At 72.2% G+C, this 17,553-nt stretch carries 18 protein-coding genes; 8 read left to right on the top strand and 10 right to left on the bottom strand.

Annotated features, from left to right (window positions below; all coding sequences use genetic code 11):
- On the top strand, window positions 1-930 hold a 930-nt coding region (locus ACFCV8_RS29235), incomplete at its 5' end, for a hypothetical protein (RefSeq protein ID WP_376688469.1).
- Window positions 931-943: 13 nt separating this feature from the next.
- Here the strand turns inward: ACFCV8_RS29235 and ACFCV8_RS29230 are convergent.
- The 6 genes from ACFCV8_RS29230 to ACFCV8_RS29205 all read right to left on the bottom strand — a co-directional run bounded on the left by ACFCV8_RS29230 (window position 944) and on the right by ACFCV8_RS29205 (window position 5,897).
- Window positions 944-1,426: a DUF3180 domain-containing protein gene (locus ACFCV8_RS29230; protein WP_376688471.1), complete on the bottom strand. Its 483-nt coding sequence runs from the start codon at window positions 1,424-1,426 to the stop codon at window positions 944-946.
- Window positions 1,427-1,516: 90 nt separating this feature from the next.
- Window positions 1,517-2,128 carry a 2-amino-4-hydroxy-6-hydroxymethyldihydropteridine diphosphokinase gene (folK, locus tag ACFCV8_RS29225; protein WP_376688468.1) on the bottom strand — a complete coding sequence of 204 codons (612 nt, stop codon included), beginning with the start codon at window positions 2,126-2,128 and terminating at the stop codon, window positions 1,517-1,519.
- The gene (folB, locus tag ACFCV8_RS29220) at window positions 2,125-2,484 is read right to left on the bottom strand and encodes a dihydroneopterin aldolase (protein ID WP_366298686.1); all 360 of its coding nucleotides are present in this window, start codon (window positions 2,482-2,484) and stop codon (window positions 2,125-2,127) included. The genes folK and folB overlap by 4 nt, the downstream gene beginning before the upstream one ends.
- A gap of 201 nt (window positions 2,485-2,685) precedes the next feature.
- The gene (locus ACFCV8_RS29215) at window positions 2,686-3,168 is read right to left on the bottom strand and encodes a nuclear transport factor 2 family protein (RefSeq protein ID WP_376688467.1); all 483 of its coding nucleotides are present in this window, start codon (window positions 3,166-3,168) and stop codon (window positions 2,686-2,688) included.
- The gene (gene folP / locus ACFCV8_RS29210; protein WP_376688466.1) at window positions 3,165-4,025 is read right to left on the bottom strand and encodes a dihydropteroate synthase; all 861 of its coding nucleotides are present in this window, start codon (window positions 4,023-4,025) and stop codon (window positions 3,165-3,167) included. Before folP ends, ACFCV8_RS29215 begins: the two co-directional genes overlap by 4 nt.
- Window positions 4,026-4,055: 30 nt before the next feature.
- On the bottom strand, window positions 4,056-5,897 hold the full coding sequence (locus ACFCV8_RS29205) for a phosphatidylglycerol lysyltransferase domain-containing protein (RefSeq protein ID WP_376688465.1): 1,842 nt from the start codon (window positions 5,895-5,897) through the stop codon (window positions 4,056-4,058).
- Between the two features lie 137 nt (window positions 5,898-6,034).
- Between ACFCV8_RS29205 and ACFCV8_RS29200 the strand changes: the two genes are divergently transcribed.
- Window positions 6,035-7,156, top strand: a complete 1,122-nt coding sequence (locus ACFCV8_RS29200; protein ID WP_376688464.1) for an alpha/beta hydrolase — start codon at window positions 6,035-6,037, stop codon at window positions 7,154-7,156.
- Between the two features lie 27 nt (window positions 7,157-7,183).
- Here the strand turns inward: ACFCV8_RS29200 and ACFCV8_RS29195 are convergent, their stop codons facing one another.
- Complete coding sequence (locus ACFCV8_RS29195; RefSeq protein WP_376688463.1) at window positions 7,184-8,362, bottom strand: ABC transporter ATP-binding protein; 1,179 nt, start codon at window positions 8,360-8,362, stop codon at window positions 7,184-7,186.
- A 127-nt stretch (window positions 8,363-8,489) separates the two neighbouring features.
- Between ACFCV8_RS29195 and ACFCV8_RS29190 the strand changes: the two genes are divergently transcribed.
- The 4 genes from ACFCV8_RS29190 to ACFCV8_RS29175 all read left to right on the top strand — a co-directional run bounded on the left by ACFCV8_RS29190 (window position 8,490) and on the right by ACFCV8_RS29175 (window position 12,083).
- On the top strand, window positions 8,490-9,200 hold the full coding sequence (locus tag ACFCV8_RS29190; protein ID WP_376688462.1) for an ABC transporter permease: 711 nt from the start codon (window positions 8,490-8,492) through the stop codon (window positions 9,198-9,200).
- Window positions 9,201-9,204: 4 nt separating this feature from the next.
- Window positions 9,205-9,879, top strand: coding sequence for an ABC transporter permease (locus ACFCV8_RS29185; RefSeq protein WP_376688461.1), 675 nt, complete (start codon window positions 9,205-9,207; stop codon window positions 9,877-9,879).
- Between the two features lie 91 nt (window positions 9,880-9,970).
- Complete coding sequence (locus ACFCV8_RS29180) at window positions 9,971-10,951, top strand: ABC transporter substrate-binding protein (protein WP_376688460.1); 981 nt, start codon at window positions 9,971-9,973, stop codon at window positions 10,949-10,951.
- A gap of 94 nt (window positions 10,952-11,045) precedes the next feature.
- Window positions 11,046-12,083, top strand: coding sequence for a hypothetical protein (locus tag ACFCV8_RS29175; protein ID WP_376688459.1), 1,038 nt, complete (start codon window positions 11,046-11,048; stop codon window positions 12,081-12,083).
- A gap of 59 nt (window positions 12,084-12,142) precedes the next feature.
- On the opposite strand, the gene ACFCV8_RS29170 is transcribed toward ACFCV8_RS29175, so the two are convergent.
- Window positions 12,143-13,285: an NADH-quinone oxidoreductase subunit D gene (locus ACFCV8_RS29170; RefSeq protein WP_376688458.1), complete on the bottom strand. Its 1,143-nt coding sequence runs from the start codon at window positions 13,283-13,285 to the stop codon at window positions 12,143-12,145.
- 4 nt (window positions 13,286-13,289) lie between these two features.
- The gene (locus ACFCV8_RS29165; RefSeq protein WP_376688457.1) at window positions 13,290-14,318 is read right to left on the bottom strand and encodes an SAM-dependent methyltransferase; all 1,029 of its coding nucleotides are present in this window, start codon (window positions 14,316-14,318) and stop codon (window positions 13,290-13,292) included.
- A 96-nt stretch (window positions 14,319-14,414) separates the two neighbouring features.
- On the opposite strand from ACFCV8_RS29165, the gene ACFCV8_RS29160 reads away from it, so the two are divergent.
- Window positions 14,415-15,614: a sensor histidine kinase gene (locus ACFCV8_RS29160; protein ID WP_376688456.1), complete on the top strand. Its 1,200-nt coding sequence runs from the start codon at window positions 14,415-14,417 to the stop codon at window positions 15,612-15,614.
- A gap of 65 nt (window positions 15,615-15,679) precedes the next feature.
- Window positions 15,680-16,354, top strand: a complete 675-nt coding sequence (locus ACFCV8_RS29155) for a response regulator (RefSeq protein ID WP_376688455.1) — start codon at window positions 15,680-15,682, stop codon at window positions 16,352-16,354.
- Window positions 16,355-16,372: 18 nt separating this feature from the next.
- Here ACFCV8_RS29155 and ACFCV8_RS29150 read toward each other — a convergent pair whose 3' ends face one another.
- Entirely contained in the window at window positions 16,373-17,473 is a 1,101-nt protein-coding gene (locus ACFCV8_RS29150) for a DUF5937 family protein (protein ID WP_376688470.1), read from the bottom strand.
- Window positions 17,474-17,553 lie beyond the last annotated feature (80 nt).

Genomic DNA, 17,553 nt, shown 5'->3' with positions numbered 1-17,553 from the left:
CGGAATGTACGGGCCGGCTCCCGGCTCTGGACGCTGGACGCGACCCGTACGGTCCGGACGACCGTCGTGGGCGTGACGGTCGCCAAGGCGCGGGAGGTCGTGGACGTGGTGACCAGCCATGCGGTGTTCACAGTTTCCCCGGATCAGTTGCTGAGTACGCCGGACGGCTGGGTACACGCACGGGACGCGGCCGAGACGGTGCTGTCCTGGACGCATGCCAGGAAGTTGTGCCGGAAGAGGCTGCCGCTCCGGCCCGGGTACGAGTTCGGATACCTCGTCGGCGCCACGTGCTCCGACGGCACGGTGGGCAGGAACTACGTCTCACTCGTCGTGAACGACGAGGTGTTCGCGGACAAGTACGCCCGGAGCCTGCGGGCCGTGACGGGGCTGCCCGCCCGGCTGGAAGCGGTGACGCGTCCCTCCGGCTATCTGGGGCGGCAGGTGCCGGGCTTCCGGGTGCGAGTGGTCTCCTCGTACCTCGCGGATGCCCTGCGTCAGTACACCGGAGGCGACGCGCATCATATGCGCCAGAAGTTCCCCCGCGTGGTGCTGCGTGACAAGGAGGTCTTCGACGGCTTCCTGGACGGATACGCGGACGGTGACGGCTGCCGGAGCAAGCACTGGTCAGGCAGGGTCCTTGTGAGTGCGAACGTCGGCTTCCTGGCCGAACTGGCCCAGATCATCGGCGCGAGGTTCACCCCTAGGCCGCGGGGGCTCGCGTCCCATCTCGTCGTCGTCGACAACTGGGCGGCCCGTGGGACCTTCCGACCCGAACAGCACCCCCTGCACCCGGTGGAACCGGCCTGGGTCGAGGTCATCGATGTTCGTCCTCGCCGTGCCGAGGGCAAACCGTTCACCTTCTACGGATACCGGCTGGACCCGTATCCGACCTTTCTGGTGAACGGGCACCTGGCCCGTCAGGCGTGGTGATCAGGCGCCGGTCCTACGCGGCCGCCGAGTCGCTGTTCCCGGACTCGTCGTCGGGGAGCTTGCAGATGCGTTCCAGCCAGAGGGCCGCGGCGATCACCGCGATGCCCGCGAGGACCGCGAAGCCGGCGTAGATCGCCTGCTCGCGGCGGGCGGGCTGGTCGAGGTGGCCGAGCAGGAAGACGCCGGTGCCGCCGTACATCCCGGAGACCAGGGCGACGACCAGGGCGCTGGCCTGGCCGAAGACCACCGCCCGGGCCGCCATCAGCGGTTCGATGCCCTTGGCTCCCGGCCGGCGCTCGCGCTGGGCGCGCAGCCGGGAACGGATGGAGAACGCCGTCGCCAGGAGGACGACCGCGATCACCGCGAGCACGATCGGCGCGGCGAGGGGCACGCTCGGCAGGCTGCCCAGGGAGTTCCAGAGGCGGGCGCCGCCCCAGGAGAGCACCCCGGCCGCGGCGAAAAGGCCGGCCAGTACACCGAGCCTGAGTTGCTTCACCACGTGATCCGCCCTTCGCCGCCCGTGCGGCCGTGTCGCCCGTGGCCCGTTCCGTCGTTCCGTACGGGCCTTTTGCGTCGAACCTAACGACTACTCGGGCAGCCGGAGTTCCAGATCGGGCCGGGGCAGTACGCCGTCCCGGCCGATCGCGTCCAGCAGCGGGGCCACTGGCCCGGCGCCGGGGAGCTCGGCCTCGGGGTCGACATCCAGCCACGGGACGAGGACGAAGGCCCGCTCGCGGGCCCTGGGGTGGGGGAGGGTGAGCACGGGGTCGTCGGAGACGACGTCCGCGTACGCCACGATGTCGACGTCGATGGTGCGCGGGCCCCAGCGCTCCTCGCGGACCCGGTCGAAGGCCTCCTCGACGGCCTGGCCGCGCTCCAACAGGGAGGACGGGGGCAGCGTCGTCTTCACCAGGATCACCGCGTTGAAGTACGAGGGCTGGGAGCCGGGCGCGACGCCCCAGGGCTCCGTCTCGTACACCGGGGAGACCGCCTTGACCCGCAGGCCGGGGGTGTCCTCCAGGGCGTCGATGGCGCCCTGGAGGGTGTCCAGGCGGTTGCCGAGGTTGGAGCCGAGGGAGATCACGGCACGCTTGGGGTTGGAGAGGGTGATGTCCGCCGCGTCCACCTGCTCGACCACGGAGGCGGGTACCGGCTGGACGGTCGGGTCGCTCTGCCCGTCGGTGGAAAACGAGGTCATACTCGGCTCCGGGTGATGGTGATGGTGACGTCGTCGAAGGGGACGGTGATCGGCGCGTCCGGCTTGTGCACCACGACCTCCACCTCCTCGACGCCTTCGTGCTTGAGGCACGTACGGGCGATACGGTCCGCGAGCGTCTCGATCAGGTCGACGGGCTCGCCCCGCACCACCTCGACGACCTCTTCCGCGACGACGCCGTAGTGGACGGTCTTCGTCAGGTCGTCGGAGGCCGCGGCGGGGCGGGTGTCGAGGCCGAGCACCAGGTCGACGATGAACGTCTGGCCCTCCTCCCGCTCCTTGGGGAAGACGCCATGGTGCCCACGGGCCTTGAGGCCGCGCAGCGCGACACGATCCACGCGAATCACTCCTGCTGTCGTTGGTCGTAAGACACGGGGCCGCGTGCGGACGGCGAGGTGCCCACTTTCGAATTTACCTGCGAGCACCGACAGTGCTCGCCCGTGGGTCCTGGGAAGCGGCTCCACGGAGACTGGTAGCCGCGTATACCCGCGCTTCCCGGTTCCAACCCCTTTCCGGGCCGTGACCGCCCGGCGACCGGGTCAGGAGGAGGGCTCTTCGTCCCCTTCCTCGCCGTTTTCGGTCAGTACGGGCGAGCCGTGGTGGGACCAGAGCTTCCAGCCGTCCGGTGTGCGCCGGAACACATTGGTGGCCACGACGAGTTGGCCGACCAGCGGGCCGAGCGCGTTGCCGTCCTCCGCGGGGCCGCCGCTGAGGATGTTCTCCGTGCAGGTCACCAGGGCGGTGTCGCCGGTCATCGAGATCCCGACATCGGTCAGGAAGAACTGGATGTAGTCGGTGTTCGCCATGATCAGCGCGTAGCTGCGCAGCACCTCGCCGCGGCCGCTGAGCACCGGCCAGCCCGGGTGGACGCAGGAGACGGTGAGGTCCTCGCCCGGCAGCCAGAGCCCGGAGAGCTCCTCGTAGTCGCCGCGCTCCATCGCCTCGTAGAAGGTGGTGTTGGCCCGCTCGACCGCCGCGATGTCGGCGGCGGCCTCCGCGTGCTCGTCACGGCCGGTGCTCACGCGGCTCCCTCGACGGCGCGGGCGACCCGTACGGCGTCCGCGGTGGCCCGCACCTCGTGGACCCGGACGGCCCAGGCGCCGGCGTGGGCGGAGAGCGCGGAGACGGCCGCGGTGGCGGCGTCGCGCTCGCGGGCGGGCGGGGGCACGGTGCCCTCACCGGCCAGTACGTGGCCGAGGAAGCGCTTGCGGGAGGCGGCGACCAGCAGGGGGCGGCCCAGGGCGCGCAGCGCGTCGAGGCGGGCGATCAGGGCGAGGTCGTGGGCGGCCTCCTTGGCGAAGCCGAGGCCGGGGTCGATCACGATGCGTTCCGGGGCGACACCGCCCGCGACCACGGCGTCCATCCGCTCGCGCAGCTCCGCCACGACCTCGGCCACCACGTCCCGGTACACCGCGCGGCTGTTCATGGACTCGCTGAAGCCGCGCCAGTGCATCACGACGAAGGGGGCCCCGGCCGCGGCGACGACCGGGATCATGTCGGGGTCGGCGAGGCCGCCGCTCACGTCGTTGACCAGGGCGGCGCCCGCCGTGACCGCCTGCTCGGCGACCCGGGCCCGCATGGTGTCGACGGAGACCGTGACCCCTTCGGCGGCCAGGCCCCGGACCACCGGGATCACCCGCCGCAGCTCCTCCTCGGCGTCCACCCGGGTGGCGCCGGGGCGGGTCGACTCGCCGCCGACGTCGATCAGGTCGGCGCCCTGGGCGACCAGGTCGAGGCCGTGTTTGACCGCGGCCGTGGTGTCGAACCAGCGGCCTCCGTCGGAGAAGGAGTCCGGGGTCACGTTCACGACACCCATGACCGCGCAGCGGTCCCACTCCGGCAGGCCCTGGACCGTGCCTCGTCCACGCAACGTACTCATGTGTCCAGCGTAGGCCCGTGCGGAGAGGGACTATGCCGCGTGCGCGTGCTGCTCCGGGCCCGGCGCGGGGGCGTGGGCGCAGGGGCGGGGGACGGGGGCGGGGAAGCGGCGGGCGAAGGGGCGGGGGAGGGAGAAGTTCACGAAGCCCTCCGCCTGCATGGCGGCGAAGGAGATCCGGGGCAGGTCCCCGGCGTTGCGGTAGACGACGAAGCGGGGCTCCCAGCGGGGCCGGAACTTGGCGTTGAACTTGTACAGCGACTCGATCTGGAACCAGCGCGAGAGGAAGATCAGCAGTCCGCGCCAGGTCCGCAGCACCGGCCCGGCGCCCAGCTTCTCGCCCCGGGCGAGGGCCGAGCGGAACATCGCGAAGTTCAGCGAGACGCGCTCGACCGCGAGGCCGGGGGCGGCCTGGAGGGCGGCGACGATCAGCAGCTCGTTCATGCCCGGGTCGGCGGAGCGGTCGCGGCGCATCAGGTCGAGCGACATGCCGTCGGTGCCCCAGGGGACGAAGTGGAGCACGGCCTTCAGATCGCCGTACGGGGAGTCGGCGCCGGGTTCGTCGGCCTTGTGGGCGGTGGCGATGACGCAGTCGGCGTCGGCCGGGTCTCCGAGCCGGCCGAGCGCCATGGAGAAGCCGCGCTCGTGGTCGGTGCCGCGCCAGTCGTCGGCGGCGCGGCGGATGCGGGCGAGCTCGTCCTCGCCGATGTCGCGGACGCGCCGGACCCTGGTCTCGTAGCCGAGCCGTTCAATGCGCTTCACCATCTGGCGTACGTTGCGCATCGGGCGCCCGGCGAGCGAGAAATCCGCGACGTCCACCACCGCCTCGTCGCCGAGCTCCAGGGCATCGAGTCCGGTCTCGCGGGTCCAGACCTCGCCGCCGGTCTCGCTGCACCCCATCACCGCGGGGGTCCAGGAGTGGGCCCGGGCCTCGTCCATGAAGCGCTCGATGGCGCCGGGCCAGGCCTCCACGTCGCCGATCGGGTCACCGCTGGCGAGCATCACCCCGGACACCACCCGGTAGCAGACGGCGGCCTTGCCGCTGGGGGAGAAGACGACGCCCTTGTCGCGGCGGAGGGCGAAGTGGCCGAGCGAGTCGCGGCCGCCGTGCTTCTCCAGCAGGGCGCGCAGCCGGACCTCGTCGTCCTCGGTGAGGCGGGCGGCCGGGTGCTCGGGGCGGAAGGCGAAGTAGACGGTGGTGACGGCGGTCAGCAGGCCGAGGGCGCCGAGGGAGTAGGCCACGGTCCAGGAGGTGTCGCCGGTGTAGCGGACGGGGCCCTCGATGCCGAGCATCCCGTACAGGACGTGCTGGAGGCGGTCGGCGATGCTGGGGTCGCCCACCACCCGGCCGGGGTGCGCGCTGACCACGGCGAGCCCGAGGGCGAGCGAACCGGCGCCGAGCAGCACGAAGTTGGCGAGCGCGCGCCAGCGGCTGCGGGGGTCGGGGAGCGCGGCGAACTCGCTCCGGTGGCGGACCAGCAGCATGCACAGCGCCAGCGAGACCAGGGCGCCGACGACCGAGTGACGGTACGTGAACTGCGCCAGCGCGCCGGCCGGGAGGAGCAGGACGGCGGCCCGCCAGGCCCGCCGCTTGCGCCGCTTGAGGCCGTGGGCGAGGAGCAGGAGCAGGACCCCGGCGCTCAGCGAGAGCGCGGCGGCGAACGGCCCGAGGGCGCCGGGCAGCACCTCCGCGAGGGTGTGCATCCGGCTGTGCCGGAAGCGGGGGAAGACGCCCGCGGCGACGTCGATCAGGCCGACGACGGTGCAGGCGGTACCCACCAGGGTCGGTACGGTTTCGGGGCGGGGGCCGCGTACGAACTTGCTTACGGGACTCGGAACCGATCCCGATTTATCCCCATCTAGCGTGACAGACATCGCTTCCCGTGGTTCCGCGAGAGATTTTGAGTCCTTCGGACATATGCCTCAGGACGATGTGCGACCTGTAGGACGAGGCTTCCGCGCCGCGGGTTCACCGCCGGACGGAAATTTCCAGACAAGAAAGTTCACCATCCATGGGTCTTACCAGTAAGACGCTTCTGGTTCTGGCCATCGTGCTGGCCGTGGTGTTCTTCGTCGCCACGATCTGGCTCTGGCCCCGGCTGTCCCGTCGCAGCGTGTCCGCGGTGTCCGGCAGGGTCGGGCTGCTGCTGGCCACCCAGGTGGCCGTCTTCGTCACGGTGGCCCTGGTGGCGAACAACTCCTTCCTCTTCTACGGGTCGTGGGCCGACCTGTTCGGCCGCAAGCAGGACCTGGGCGTGGTCACGGACCATGCGGCGGCCGCGCTGGCCTCGAAGAACATCGTCCGGGTCGGGGAGCAGCGGCCGGAGGTGCCGGGCGCGCGGCGGCCCGAGGCGAGCGGCCGGATCGACAAGGTGGTGGTCGCGGGCAAGCGGTCGGGGATCGAGAGCTCGGCGTACGTGTATCTGCCGCCGGAGTACTTCCAGCCGGCGTTCGCCCGTCGGAAGTTCCCCGCGGTCGAGGTCCTCACCGGTTATCCGGGGGTCGCGGAGAACCTCCTGAAGGGTCTCGCGTACCCGCGGACCGCACACGAACGGGTGAAAGCCGGGCGGGCGCAGCCGATGATCCTGGTGATGCTGCGGCCGACGGTCGCGCCGCCGCGGGACACCGAGTGCGTGGACATCAAGGACGGGCCGCAGACCGAGACCTTTCTGGCCGAGGACGTGCCGCAGGCGGTCTCGGAGTCGTACCGGGTCGGCAAACTCGCCCGGAACTGGGGCATCATCGGCAATTCGACCGGCGGCTACTGCGCGCTGAAGATCGGGCTGCACCACCCGGACCGGTTCATCGCGAGCGCCGGGCTCTCCGCGTACTACAAGGCGGCCGAGGACCCGACGACGGGCGACCTCTTCCAGGGCGACCAGGACGCGCGGAACCGGGCGGACCTGATGTGGACGCTGGACAACCGGCCGCAGCCCGACTCGTCCTTCCTCGTCACCACCTCCCGGCACGGGGAGGGCAACTACAACAGCACGCGGCGGTTCATCGCCAAGGTGAAGGCGCCCGCCCAGGTGTCGTCGATCGTGCTCGACAGCGGCGGGCACAACTTCAACACCTGGCGGCGGGAGATCCCCTCGGCGCTGGACTGGCTGAGCAGCCGCCTCAGCGAGAACTGACCGTCCGCGGTACGGGCGGGGGCCGGCTCAGCGGGTGGCGCGTTCCACGGTCTCGACCGTCACCTCGGCGCGCGGGAGGTCCTGGGCGTCCGCGTCGATCGAACGGCGCAGCGCCTCGTGCAGCCGGGCCGGGGTGAGGACGCCGAGGAAGCGGCCGGTGCTCTGCGCGTCGATCACGGCGATCCAGCCCGCGTCGTGCTGGAGCATGGTGGAGAACGCCTGCTTGAGCGGGGCGCCGAGCGGCAGCCACGCCTCCATCCGGCGGGCGTGCGCGCGTACGGTCCCGGAGGCGTCGGCGGCATCGGCGGCGTCGGCCGGGAGCCAGCCGTGCAGCTGGTCCTCGCCGTCCAGGACGACGGCCCAGCGGGCGCCCTCGGCCCGGAGGCGTCCGGTGGCCCGGGCCAGGGAGTCGTCGAGGTGGACGACCGGGGGCTGGTCGAGGTCGCTCTCCTCGACGGGGGTCACGGAGAGCCGCTTCAGGCCGCGGTCGGCGCCGACGAAATCCGCGACGTAACGGGTGGCGGGGGCGCCGAGCACGGTGGCGGGGGTGTCGAACTGCTCGATGGCGCCTTGCCCGTAGACGGCGATCCGGTCACCGAGCCGGACGGCTTCCTCGATGTCGTGGGTGACGAACAGGACGGTTTTGCGGACCTGTTCCTGGAGCTTCAGGAATTCGTTCTGCAGTCGTTCCCGTACGACCGGGTCGACCGCGCCGAACGGCTCGTCCATCAGCAGGACCGGCGGGTCGGCGGCCAGGGCCCGGGCCACGCCGACGCGTTGGCGCTGGCCGCCGGAGAGCTGTTCCGGATAGCGGTCGCCATAAACGGAAGGATCAAGTCCGACGAGGTCGAGGAGTTCGGCCGCGCGTTGCCTTCCCTTTCCCTTTTTCCAGCCCAGGAGATGCGGGACGGTCGCGGTGTTCTCCAGGATCGTGCGGTGCGGGAAGAGCCCCACCTGCTGGATCACATATCCGATACGGCGGCGCAGGCGGACGGGGTCGATGGCGGATATGTCGTCCCCGTCGACGAATATCCGGCCCTCGGTCGGTTCGATCAGCCGGTTCACCATCTTCATGGTCGTGGTCTTGCCGCACCCGGACGGTCCGACGAGCGTGACCAGTTCACCCTCGGCGACCTCGAAGGAAAGGCCGTCGACGGCGGTGGTGCCGTCCGCGTACCGCTTGGTGACGTGCTCGAAACGGATCATGGTTCCCCATTGTGGCGCGAGTTCTGTGAAGGACGTGTTGCTGAAATACAACGGCTCCGGCGATTGTCAGTGGTCGAGGATAGGGTCGCCAGACATACGTACGAAGCGCCGACGGGGGGTGGGGCGGATGGCCGCGGCAGAGAACTGCCTGGTGACGAACGACTGGATCTGCGCGGAGTATCTCCGTTCCCGCAGCCAGGAGTTGACCGACGCGACGGTCCAGCACGTGTGGATCACCGTGGTCTCGGTGGTGATCGGGCTCCTGGTGGCCTTCCCGCTGGCGCTCCTGGCGCGGCGCGGCCGCCATTTCGCAGCCCCGGTGCTCGGGCTGACGACGGTGCTCTACACAGTGCCCTCGCTCGCCCTGTTCTCGCTGCTGCTGCCCTTCTTCGGGCTCTCCGCGGCGCTGGTGGTCACCGGACTCGTGCTCTATTCGCTGACCGTCCTCGTGCGGAACATCCTGGCGGGCCTCGAAGCCGTCCCCGGGGAGGCGAAGGAGGCGGCGAGAGGCATGGGATACGGGCCGGTGCGGCTGCTCTGGGAGGTCGAACTGCCGCTGGCCATGCCCGCGGTGATGGCCGGGGTGCGGATCGCCACGGTGTCCACGATCGCGCTGACCACCGTCGGTTCGATCGTCGGCCGGGGCGGGCTCGGCAATCTCATCGGTGACGCGCTGCCCAGCTTCTTCAAGGCCCAGGTGCTCACCGCCTCGGTGCTGTGCGTCCTGCTCGCGGTCGTCGCGGATCTGCTGCTGCTCGGCGCGCAGCGGCTGCTGACCCCCTGGACCCGAATACGCCCCGCGCCCGCGGCGGCGGACACCGCGGCGAAGGCGGTCTGAAACCATGGGAGTTCTGGCCGAGGCCTGGACCTGGCTCACCACCGGGGCCAACTGGTCGGGGGAGAGCGGCGCGGCCCACCGGCTCGCCGAGCATCTGTACGTGAGCGGTGTCGCGCTCGCCCTGGCGTGCGCGGTCGCGCTGCCCGTCGCCCTGTATCTGGGCCACATCGGGAAGGGCGGGGCGCTGGCCGTCAACCTCTCCAACGTGGGGCGGGCGGTGCCGGTCTTCGCGGTGCTGGCCCTCTTCATGGTCTCGCCGCTGCGCAACGCCGGATACGTACCGACGGTGATCGCGCTGGTGCTGTTCGCGGTTCCGCCGTTGCTGACCAACGCCTACGTCGGGATGACGGAGGTCGACCGGGCGGTGACGGAGGCGGCGCGCGGCATGGGCATGTCCGGGCGTCAGCTCTTCCTCCGGGTCGAGCTGCCGCTGGCCTACCCGATGGTGATGACCGGGCTGCGGTCCGCCGCGGTCCAGGTGGTCGCCACGGCCACGATCGCCGCGATGGTCGGCCAGGGCGGCCTCGGCCGGATCATCACCGCCGGGTTCAACACCTACAACACCCCGCAGGTGGTCGCGGGGGCCGTGCTGGTCGCCGTGCTCGCGCTGCTGGTGGAGGCGGTGCTGGTGGGTCTGGACCGGCTGCTGTCGCCGCTGCGCCGCCGCCGGACGGCATGACGACGGTACGGACGCGGGTGCGGCACGAGGCCGCCCGGACCCCGCTACGCGGATTCCCCCATCACCCTGTTGCTGTGGACGGAGAACAACAATGAGCAAGTCCTCGCGCATAGCCGGCGCGGTCATCGGCATGGCCGCGCTGGCCGGTTCGCTCGCCGCCTGCGGCGGCGACAGCCTGGAGAAGGAGAAGGGGGGCCCGGCGTCCGCGGACGCCGGCTCCGGCAAGAAGGGCTCGCTGGTCGTCGGCGCCGCCTCCTTCACCGAGTCCAAGGTCCTCGCGGAGCTGTACGCGCAGGTCCTGGCCGACGCCGGATACGGCACCTCGGTCACCACCGTGGCCAACCGGGAGCTGTACGAGCCGTCCCTGGAGAAGGGCGAGATCGACGTCGTTCCCGAATACGCGGCGACGATCGCGGAATTCCTCAATGCCAAGGTGAACGGCGCGAAGAAGGCCGAGAAGGCGCCGGTCGCATCGGGCGACACGGCGGCCACCGTCGCGGCCCTGGAGAAGCTCGCCGCCCCGCGCGGACTGAAGGTCCTGCCGGCCGGTGCGGCGGTCGACCAGAACGCCTTCGCGGTGACCAGGGAATTCGCCGCGAAGAACAAGCTCACGACCCTTTCCGACCTCGGCCGCGCCAAGGTCCCGGTGAAGATCGCGGCGGGCGACGAGTGCGAGGTGCGGCCCTTCTGCGCACCCGGACTGAAGAAGACGTACGGCATCGACGTCACCGGAATCGACCCCAAGGGAGTCGGTACTCCGCAGTCCAAGCAGGCGGTCAAGGACGGCAAGGACCAACTGGTCCTCACCACCACCACGGACGCCGTCCTGGACAGCTATGACCTGGTGTTCCTGAAGGACGACAAGAAGCTCCAGAACGCCGACAACGTCCTGCCGGTCGTCAATGCGAAGGATGCCGGTTCCCCGGAGATCGCCGCAGCGCTCGGCAAGCTCACCAAGGCCCTCACCACCGAGGATCTCGCGGAACTGAACCGCAAGGTCGACGCCGAGCGCGCAAAGCCCGCCGATGTGGCCGGGGACTATCTGCGGTCGAAGGGACTCGTCGCGAAGTAGAAAACGCGGGGAAAAGGGGCCGTCAGGTAACCGGCAGGGAACAGATTGGCGGGCGGCCCCCCAAGTGCCCCGCACACACGGTAAATTTCAGGCCATGCCACGTGGACGCCATCGCCATTCGCCACCTCTGCACAGAATCCTTCCGCCATCGGCGGTCGTCGGAGTATCGGTCGTCTGTGCCGCCGGTTCCTGGCTGCTCGCCGAGCCCCTGGTCCTGCGCGGTCTGGTGGCCGTCACGGCGGTGGCCGCCGGGGCCGGCGCGTATCTGATGCGCAGCTGGGACCAGGAGGCCGGCCGCCGCGTCGCCGAGCTGACCCGGGCCCGGGCGGGCGACGAGTGGCGGGCCGAGGAGCGGATCGCCGAGCTGGAGTCCGACCTGGAGGAGTCGCGGGAGCTGCGCGCCCGGCTGGAGACGAAGCTGCGCCGCAAGCGCGTGGAGCTCGCCAACCTGCGCGGGGAGCACGCCGCGCTGCTGCGCCGGTACGCCAAGGCCGAGACCGGCCGGGCCAGTGCCCTGGAGGGCCGCAGGCAGCTCGCGCTGGAGGCCGCCACCGCGCCCCGCGAACTGGCCGCCACGCCCCGCGAGCTGGCCGCCGCGTCCAGCACACCGACGCCGGGCGCCTATCTCCGGGCCGCCCAGGCGCTCCAGGACCTCTCCCGCAACGCCGCGCTCCAGGAGGCCCGCCGCACCGCCGAGCAGGCCCGGCGCGACGAGGCCGCCGCGCTCCCGGCAGTGCCCGCCGCGGACGAGGACCACACCGCCGCGCGCCACCTGCGCCCCCCGGCCCCGCTGCCGCCGGCCAGACAGTCCGCCCCGCTGCCGCCGGCCCGGCAGTCCGCCGCGCTCCCCGCGGCCCGTCCCGCGGCGGCCGTCGCCCCGTACGCACAGCCGCGCCGCCAGCCGGTGCCGCAGGGCAGTTTCGACTTCTTCGGTACGCAGACGCAGAAGGCGCGCGCCGCGATCGAGTCCGTGCAGGACGAGGACCTCGCCGACGTGGTGGGCGAGGAGGCGCTGGCCGCGCACCGCACGGACAAGACCGCGAAAGGGGCCGTCGGCAAGGTCATCGACCTGACCGCGCACGACGAGACCGAGCAGCTCGACGTGGTGGAGCTGCGCAGCGCGATCTCGTAGCCGACGCCCGGACCGGACGCGCGCGGCGCCGGCCCGGGCCGCCCGGGCGGGCGCCGGCGCTACTTGTCGATGTCGCCGACGACGAAGAAGAGCGAGCCCAGGATCGCCACCATGTCGGCGACCAGCGTGCCCGGCAGCAGCTCGGTGAGCGCCTGGATGTTGTTGTACGAGGCCGAGCGGAGCTTCAGCCGGTACGGGGTCTTCTCGCCCTTGGAGACCAGGTAGTAGCCGTTGATGCCGAGCGGGTTCTCGGTCCAGGCGTAGGTGTGGCCCTCGGGGGCCTTCAGGACCTTGGGCAGCCGCTGGTTGACCGGGCCGGGCGCCAGCGCGGTCAGCCGGTCCAGGCAGGCGTCCGCGAGGTCCAGCGCGTTGTGCGTCTGCTCCAACAGGCACTCGAAGCGGGCCAGGCAGTCGCCCTCGGTCCGGGTGACCACCTTCAGGGTGTCCCGGAGCTCCGCGTACGCGAGGTAGGGCTCGTCGCGCCGCAGGTCGAAGTCGACGCCCGAGGCGCGGGCGATCGGCCCGGACACCCCGTACGCGTGCACCGCGTCGGCGCCGAGCACGCCCACGCCGCGGGTGCGGCCCCGGAAGATCTCGTTGCCGAGCACCAGGTCGTCGTAGACGTCCATCCGGGAGCGGACCGAGGTGATGGCGTCCCGGACCCGGCCGGTCCAGCCCGCCGGGAGGTCCTCCTTCAGGCCGCCGACCCGGTTGAACATGTAGTGCATCCGGCCGCCGGAGATCTCCTCCATCACGGCCTGGAGCTCCTCGCGCTCCCGGAAGGCGTGGAAGACCGGGGTGATCCCGCCGAGTTCGAGCGGGTACGAACCGAGGAACATCAGGTGGTTCAGCACCCGGTTCAGCTCGGCGAGCAGCGTACGGGTCCACACCGCGCGCTCGGGGACCTCCATGCCGAGCATGCGCTCCACGGCCATCACGACGCCCAGCTCGTTGGAGAACGCCGACAGCCAGTCGTGGCGGTTGGCGAGCATCACGATCTGCCGGTAGTCGCGGGCCTCGAACAGCTTCTCCGCGCCGCGGTGCATGTAGCCGACGACCGGCTCCGCGCTCAGCACCCGCTCGCCGTCCAGCACGATCCGAAGCCGGAGCACGCCGTGCGTGGAGGGGTGCTGGGGGCCGATGTTGAGCACCATGTCCGTGCTCTCCGCCGCGCCGCCGATGCCGACCGTCGTCTCCGTCATGCGGTCAGTATCGCGTGAACGCGCCGGGGCCGGGGTCCGGACCCCCGTTCCGCACCGGCCGCTGCATCAGCCAGCCGAAATCGCCGAGGCCGCCCCGGGCCGTCAGCTCCGCGGCCTCGCCCGCCGAGGCCAGCGCCCGTACGTAGCCGGCCGGGTCGGCCGAGGCCTGCGCCAGCGGCGGGCGCCCGCCGCGCACACCGAGGCGGTGCAGCGCCTCGCGCTGGGTCAGCAGCTCGGGCTCCGCACCGGCCGCCGCCGCGCCCGCCGCCGCACAGGCGTCCAGCGCCACGTGCGAGGTGAGGTCGCAGCTCCCGTCCGGCACCGGCCGCACCTCCCGGCCCGCCCGGAAGCCGGTCAGGGTGCCGAAGGGCGGCCGCGTCCCCCGGAAGTGGGCGTAGTCCACCGCCACCGCGAGCCCCCCGGTCAGCGTGGCCACCGCCCGCGCCCAGGCGGCGTCCCTGGGGCGGCCGATCTCCGCCCGGCTCCCCGGCCCGGCCGAGGGCCACCAGCGGCGCAGCCACTCCGCGTCCGCCCCGCGCACCGGCGCCCCCGGGCGCTGGGCCCCGTCCCGCGCCCGGACCAGGACGTACCGGTCGACGCCGTCCGCGTCGGTCTCGGCGACCCGGACCGGGACGTTGTCCAGCCACTCGTTGGCGAACAGCAGCCCGTACGTGTGCCGCGGCAGCCGCGCGCACCACTCGATCCGGGGATCGAGGCCGGGTGGCCGGTCCGCCAGCTCCACCGCGCGGGCCCGTACGGCGAGCCCGTCGCCGCCCTCGGCGGGCAGCGCGGCCAGCACCCCCGTCAACAGCTCGCCCCGGCCCGCCCCCAGATCCACCAGATCGACCCGGTCGGTGCCCAGCTCCCGGGCCGTCGCGACCAGCAGCCGGGCCACGGCGGCGGCGAAGAGCGGGGAGGCGTGCACCGAGGTACGGAAGTGGCCCGCGGGCCCCTCGGGGCTCCGGTAGAACCCCCCGTCCCCGTACAGCGCGGCCTCGGCCGCCTCCTGCCACCCACGCCACTCATCCGTCACGGGGCCAAGTCTCCACCTTGGGGAGTACGGTCCCGGAAACCGGATCGGCCCTTCGGCTGACCCACGCGCCCCGTGCACTTCCCTACGCTGGGTTACGTGCAGCGCCTCTACGACTTCCTCCGCAGACACCCGCTGGGCGTCGACGTCTTCTGGGCCGTCGTCCTCCTCGGGCTCTCCGGTCTGTCCATGGTGGGAGTCGGGGGGAGCACGCGGGAGCGCGTCGCCGCCGTCCCGATCATGCTCGGCTACTGCGCCGTGGTCGCGCTGCGCCGGCGCATGCCGGAGAAGATGCTGCTGCTCGCCATCGCGATGGGGCTGGCGCAGATGGCCACCGGGGTGGAGCCCGGTGCCATGAACTTCGCGATGCTGGTCGTCGTCTTCACCGTGGCCACGGTCGGGAAGCGCTGGGCCTCCCGGCTGGCGCTGGTGTGCAGTCTGAGCGCGGCGACCCTGTCCAAGCTGCGGTGGCCGGCGGACATGCCGTCCGCCGGCTGGGCCCAGGAAGCCTTCATCGTCGTCGTCCTGACGGTGCCGTTCGTGCTCGCCTGGGTGCTCGGCGACTCGATGCGGACCCGGCGGGCCTACTTCAGGCAGCTGGAGGAGCGGGCCGCCCGGCTGGAGCGGGAGCGCGAGGCGCAGTCGAAGGTCGCGGTGGCGGCGGAGCGGGCCCGGATCGCCCGGGAGCTGCACGACGTGGTCGCGCACAACGTGTCGGTGATGGTGGTGCAGGCCGACGGCGCCGCCTACGTCATGGACGCGGCGCCGGACCAGGCCAAGCAGGCCCTGGATACCATCTCCAGCACCGGTCGCCAGGCGCTCGCGGAGATGCGCAGGCTGCTCGGGGTGCTGCGCACCGGCGACGTTCCGGAGAGCGGGGAGTACGTTCCGCAGCCCGACGTGGAGCAGATCGAGGAACTGATCGAGCAGGTCCGCCGGACCGGCCTGCCGGTCGACTTCAAGGTCGAGGGCACCCCGCGCCCGCTGCCGAGCGGGGTCGAGCTGACCGCGTACCGGATCGTGCAGGAGGCCCTGACCAACACCCGCAAGCACGGCGGCCCGGACGCCGGGGCCAGCGTGCGTCTGGTCTACTTCGACGACGGGCTCGGGCTGCTGGTCGAGGACGACGGGCGGGGCGCGGCGCACGAACTGTACGAGGACGGCGGCGCGGACGGCGCGGGGCACGGGATGATCGGCATGCGGGAGCGGGTCGGCATGGTCGGCGGCACGCTGGACGCCGGGCCGCGCCCGGGCGGCGGTTTCCGGATCAGCGCGCTGCTGCCGCTCAAGCAGGCCTGAAGCCCGGCACACGTGCGGGAACCCCCGGGCGTTCGGACATCGGACAACAGGAGACAGAACCCCTCATGGCGATCCGCGTGATGCTCGTCGACGACCAGGCGCTGCTGCGTACCGGCTTCCGGATGGTGCTCGCCGCCCAGCCGGACATGGAGGTCGTGGCCGAGGCCGGCGACGGCGCGGAGGCCATCGAGAACCTCCGCTCCACCGAGGTCGACGTGGTGCTGATGGACGTACGGATGCCGAAGCTGGACGGCGTCGAGGCCACCCGGCGCATCTGCGAGCGCCCGGACGCGCCCAAGGTGCTCATCCTGACCACCTTCGACCTCGACGAGTACGCCTTCTCCGGGCTGAAGGCCGGGGCCAGCGGCTTCATGCTCAAGGACGTGCCGCCCGCCGAGCTGCTCGCCGCGATCCGTTCCGTGCACAGCGGCGACGCGGTCGTCGCCCCGTCGACCACCCGGCGGCTGCTGGACCGCTTCTCCCCGATGCTGCCGGGCGGCCCGAGCGAGCCGCAGCACAAGGACGTGGCCCGGCTCACCGAACGCGAGCGCGAGGTGATGCTGCTGGTCGCCCAGGGCCTGTCGAACGGCGAGATCGCGGCGCGCCTGGTGCTCTCCGAGGCGACGGTGAAGACGCATGTGGGCCGCATCCTCACCAAGCTGGAGCTGCGCGACCGGGTGCAGGTCGTGGTCCTCGCGTACGAGACGGGCCTGGTCCGGGCCGGGGGCGGCGCGCACTGACGGCGGTCGGTCCCCGGCTCAGCGCAGGATGGTCTCCAGGAAGTCGCTGCCCAGCCGGGCCACCGAGGTCAGGTCCAGCTGGTGCAGTACGTACCGGCCGCGCCGCCGGGTGGTGACCAGGCCCGCCTTCTTCAGCACCGCGAGGTGCCGGGAGACCTCGGGCGCCGTGAGGCCGTGGGTGTCGGCGAGCTGGCCGGTGGTGTGCGCGGAGCGGGCGAGGTGGCGGCAGAGCCGCATCCGCACCGGGTGGGCCAGCGCCTCCATGCGCAGCTGGAGCAGCTCGACGGAGGCGGGGGAGGGCAGCTCCGGCTGGTGCACGGGGTAGTGGATGACCGGGCGCCAGCCCGGTGCGTGCAGCAGGTTGAGGTGGGGCCAGCCGAAGGCGGACGGGACGAGGGTGAGCCCGGGGCCGACCGCGCTGGTGCGGCCCTCGTTCAGCTTGTCGGCGCTGATCAGGGTGGACGCCTCGTCGACGCCGAGTGCGCTGGACACCGCGGTCATCGCCGCCGCGATGCCCTTGCGGTGCAGCAGATCGGTCTTGTGCCGGGCGTCGGCGACCAGCTGGACCCGGACGCGCTGCCAGGTGTCCGCGAAGAACGCCCGGTCGCAGTCCTCGAACAGCCGCCGCACCCAGACGCGCACCGGAGCCGGGTCGGTGAGCAGCCGCCGGGTGAACTCCACCTGCCGGGGCCCGTGCGCCGCGGCCATCTCCAGGGCGCGGGCGCGCATCGTCGCGTTGCCGAGCGGGGAGGGCGCGCCGAGACCGTAGAGCCCGGTGCAGGTGAACTCCAGGGCGGCGGCGGCGAACCGTTCGTCGTCCAGCCGGTCGAGGATGTCGAGGTCCTCGGCGAGACTCGCGCCCGTGCGTCCGTCGCCGCCGCGGACCCCGGCGAACGGCAGGAAGACGTCCGAGAAGGTGTGCCGCCACAGGAAGTCGGCCTCGTGGAGCCGGTCGGCGAGGTCGGGGTCGAGCGCGCTGGCGGTCGCCGTCGCCCAGCCGTGCAGGCCCGGGTGGTGGCCGGGCTCGGAGAGGGCGTGCAGGGCCAGCCCCAGCTCGGCGAGGGGGGAGGTCTCGAAGACGATGCGGTCGGGGGCCAGCCCGGCGATGTCGATGTGCACGCTCACCCCTCCATGGTGCGGGGTGCGGGCCGGAGTCACCGCGGGGGTTTGAGGGCGCCGGCCAAACAGGCGGGGGGGTT

Source organism: Streptomyces sp. NPDC056347, from assembly GCF_042262625.1.
Classification (GTDB): Bacteria; Actinomycetota; Actinomycetes; order Streptomycetales; family Streptomycetaceae; genus Streptomyces.
Note: the sequence above shows the minus strand (reverse complement) of the source record. Positions and strands in the feature narration are given on the sequence as shown.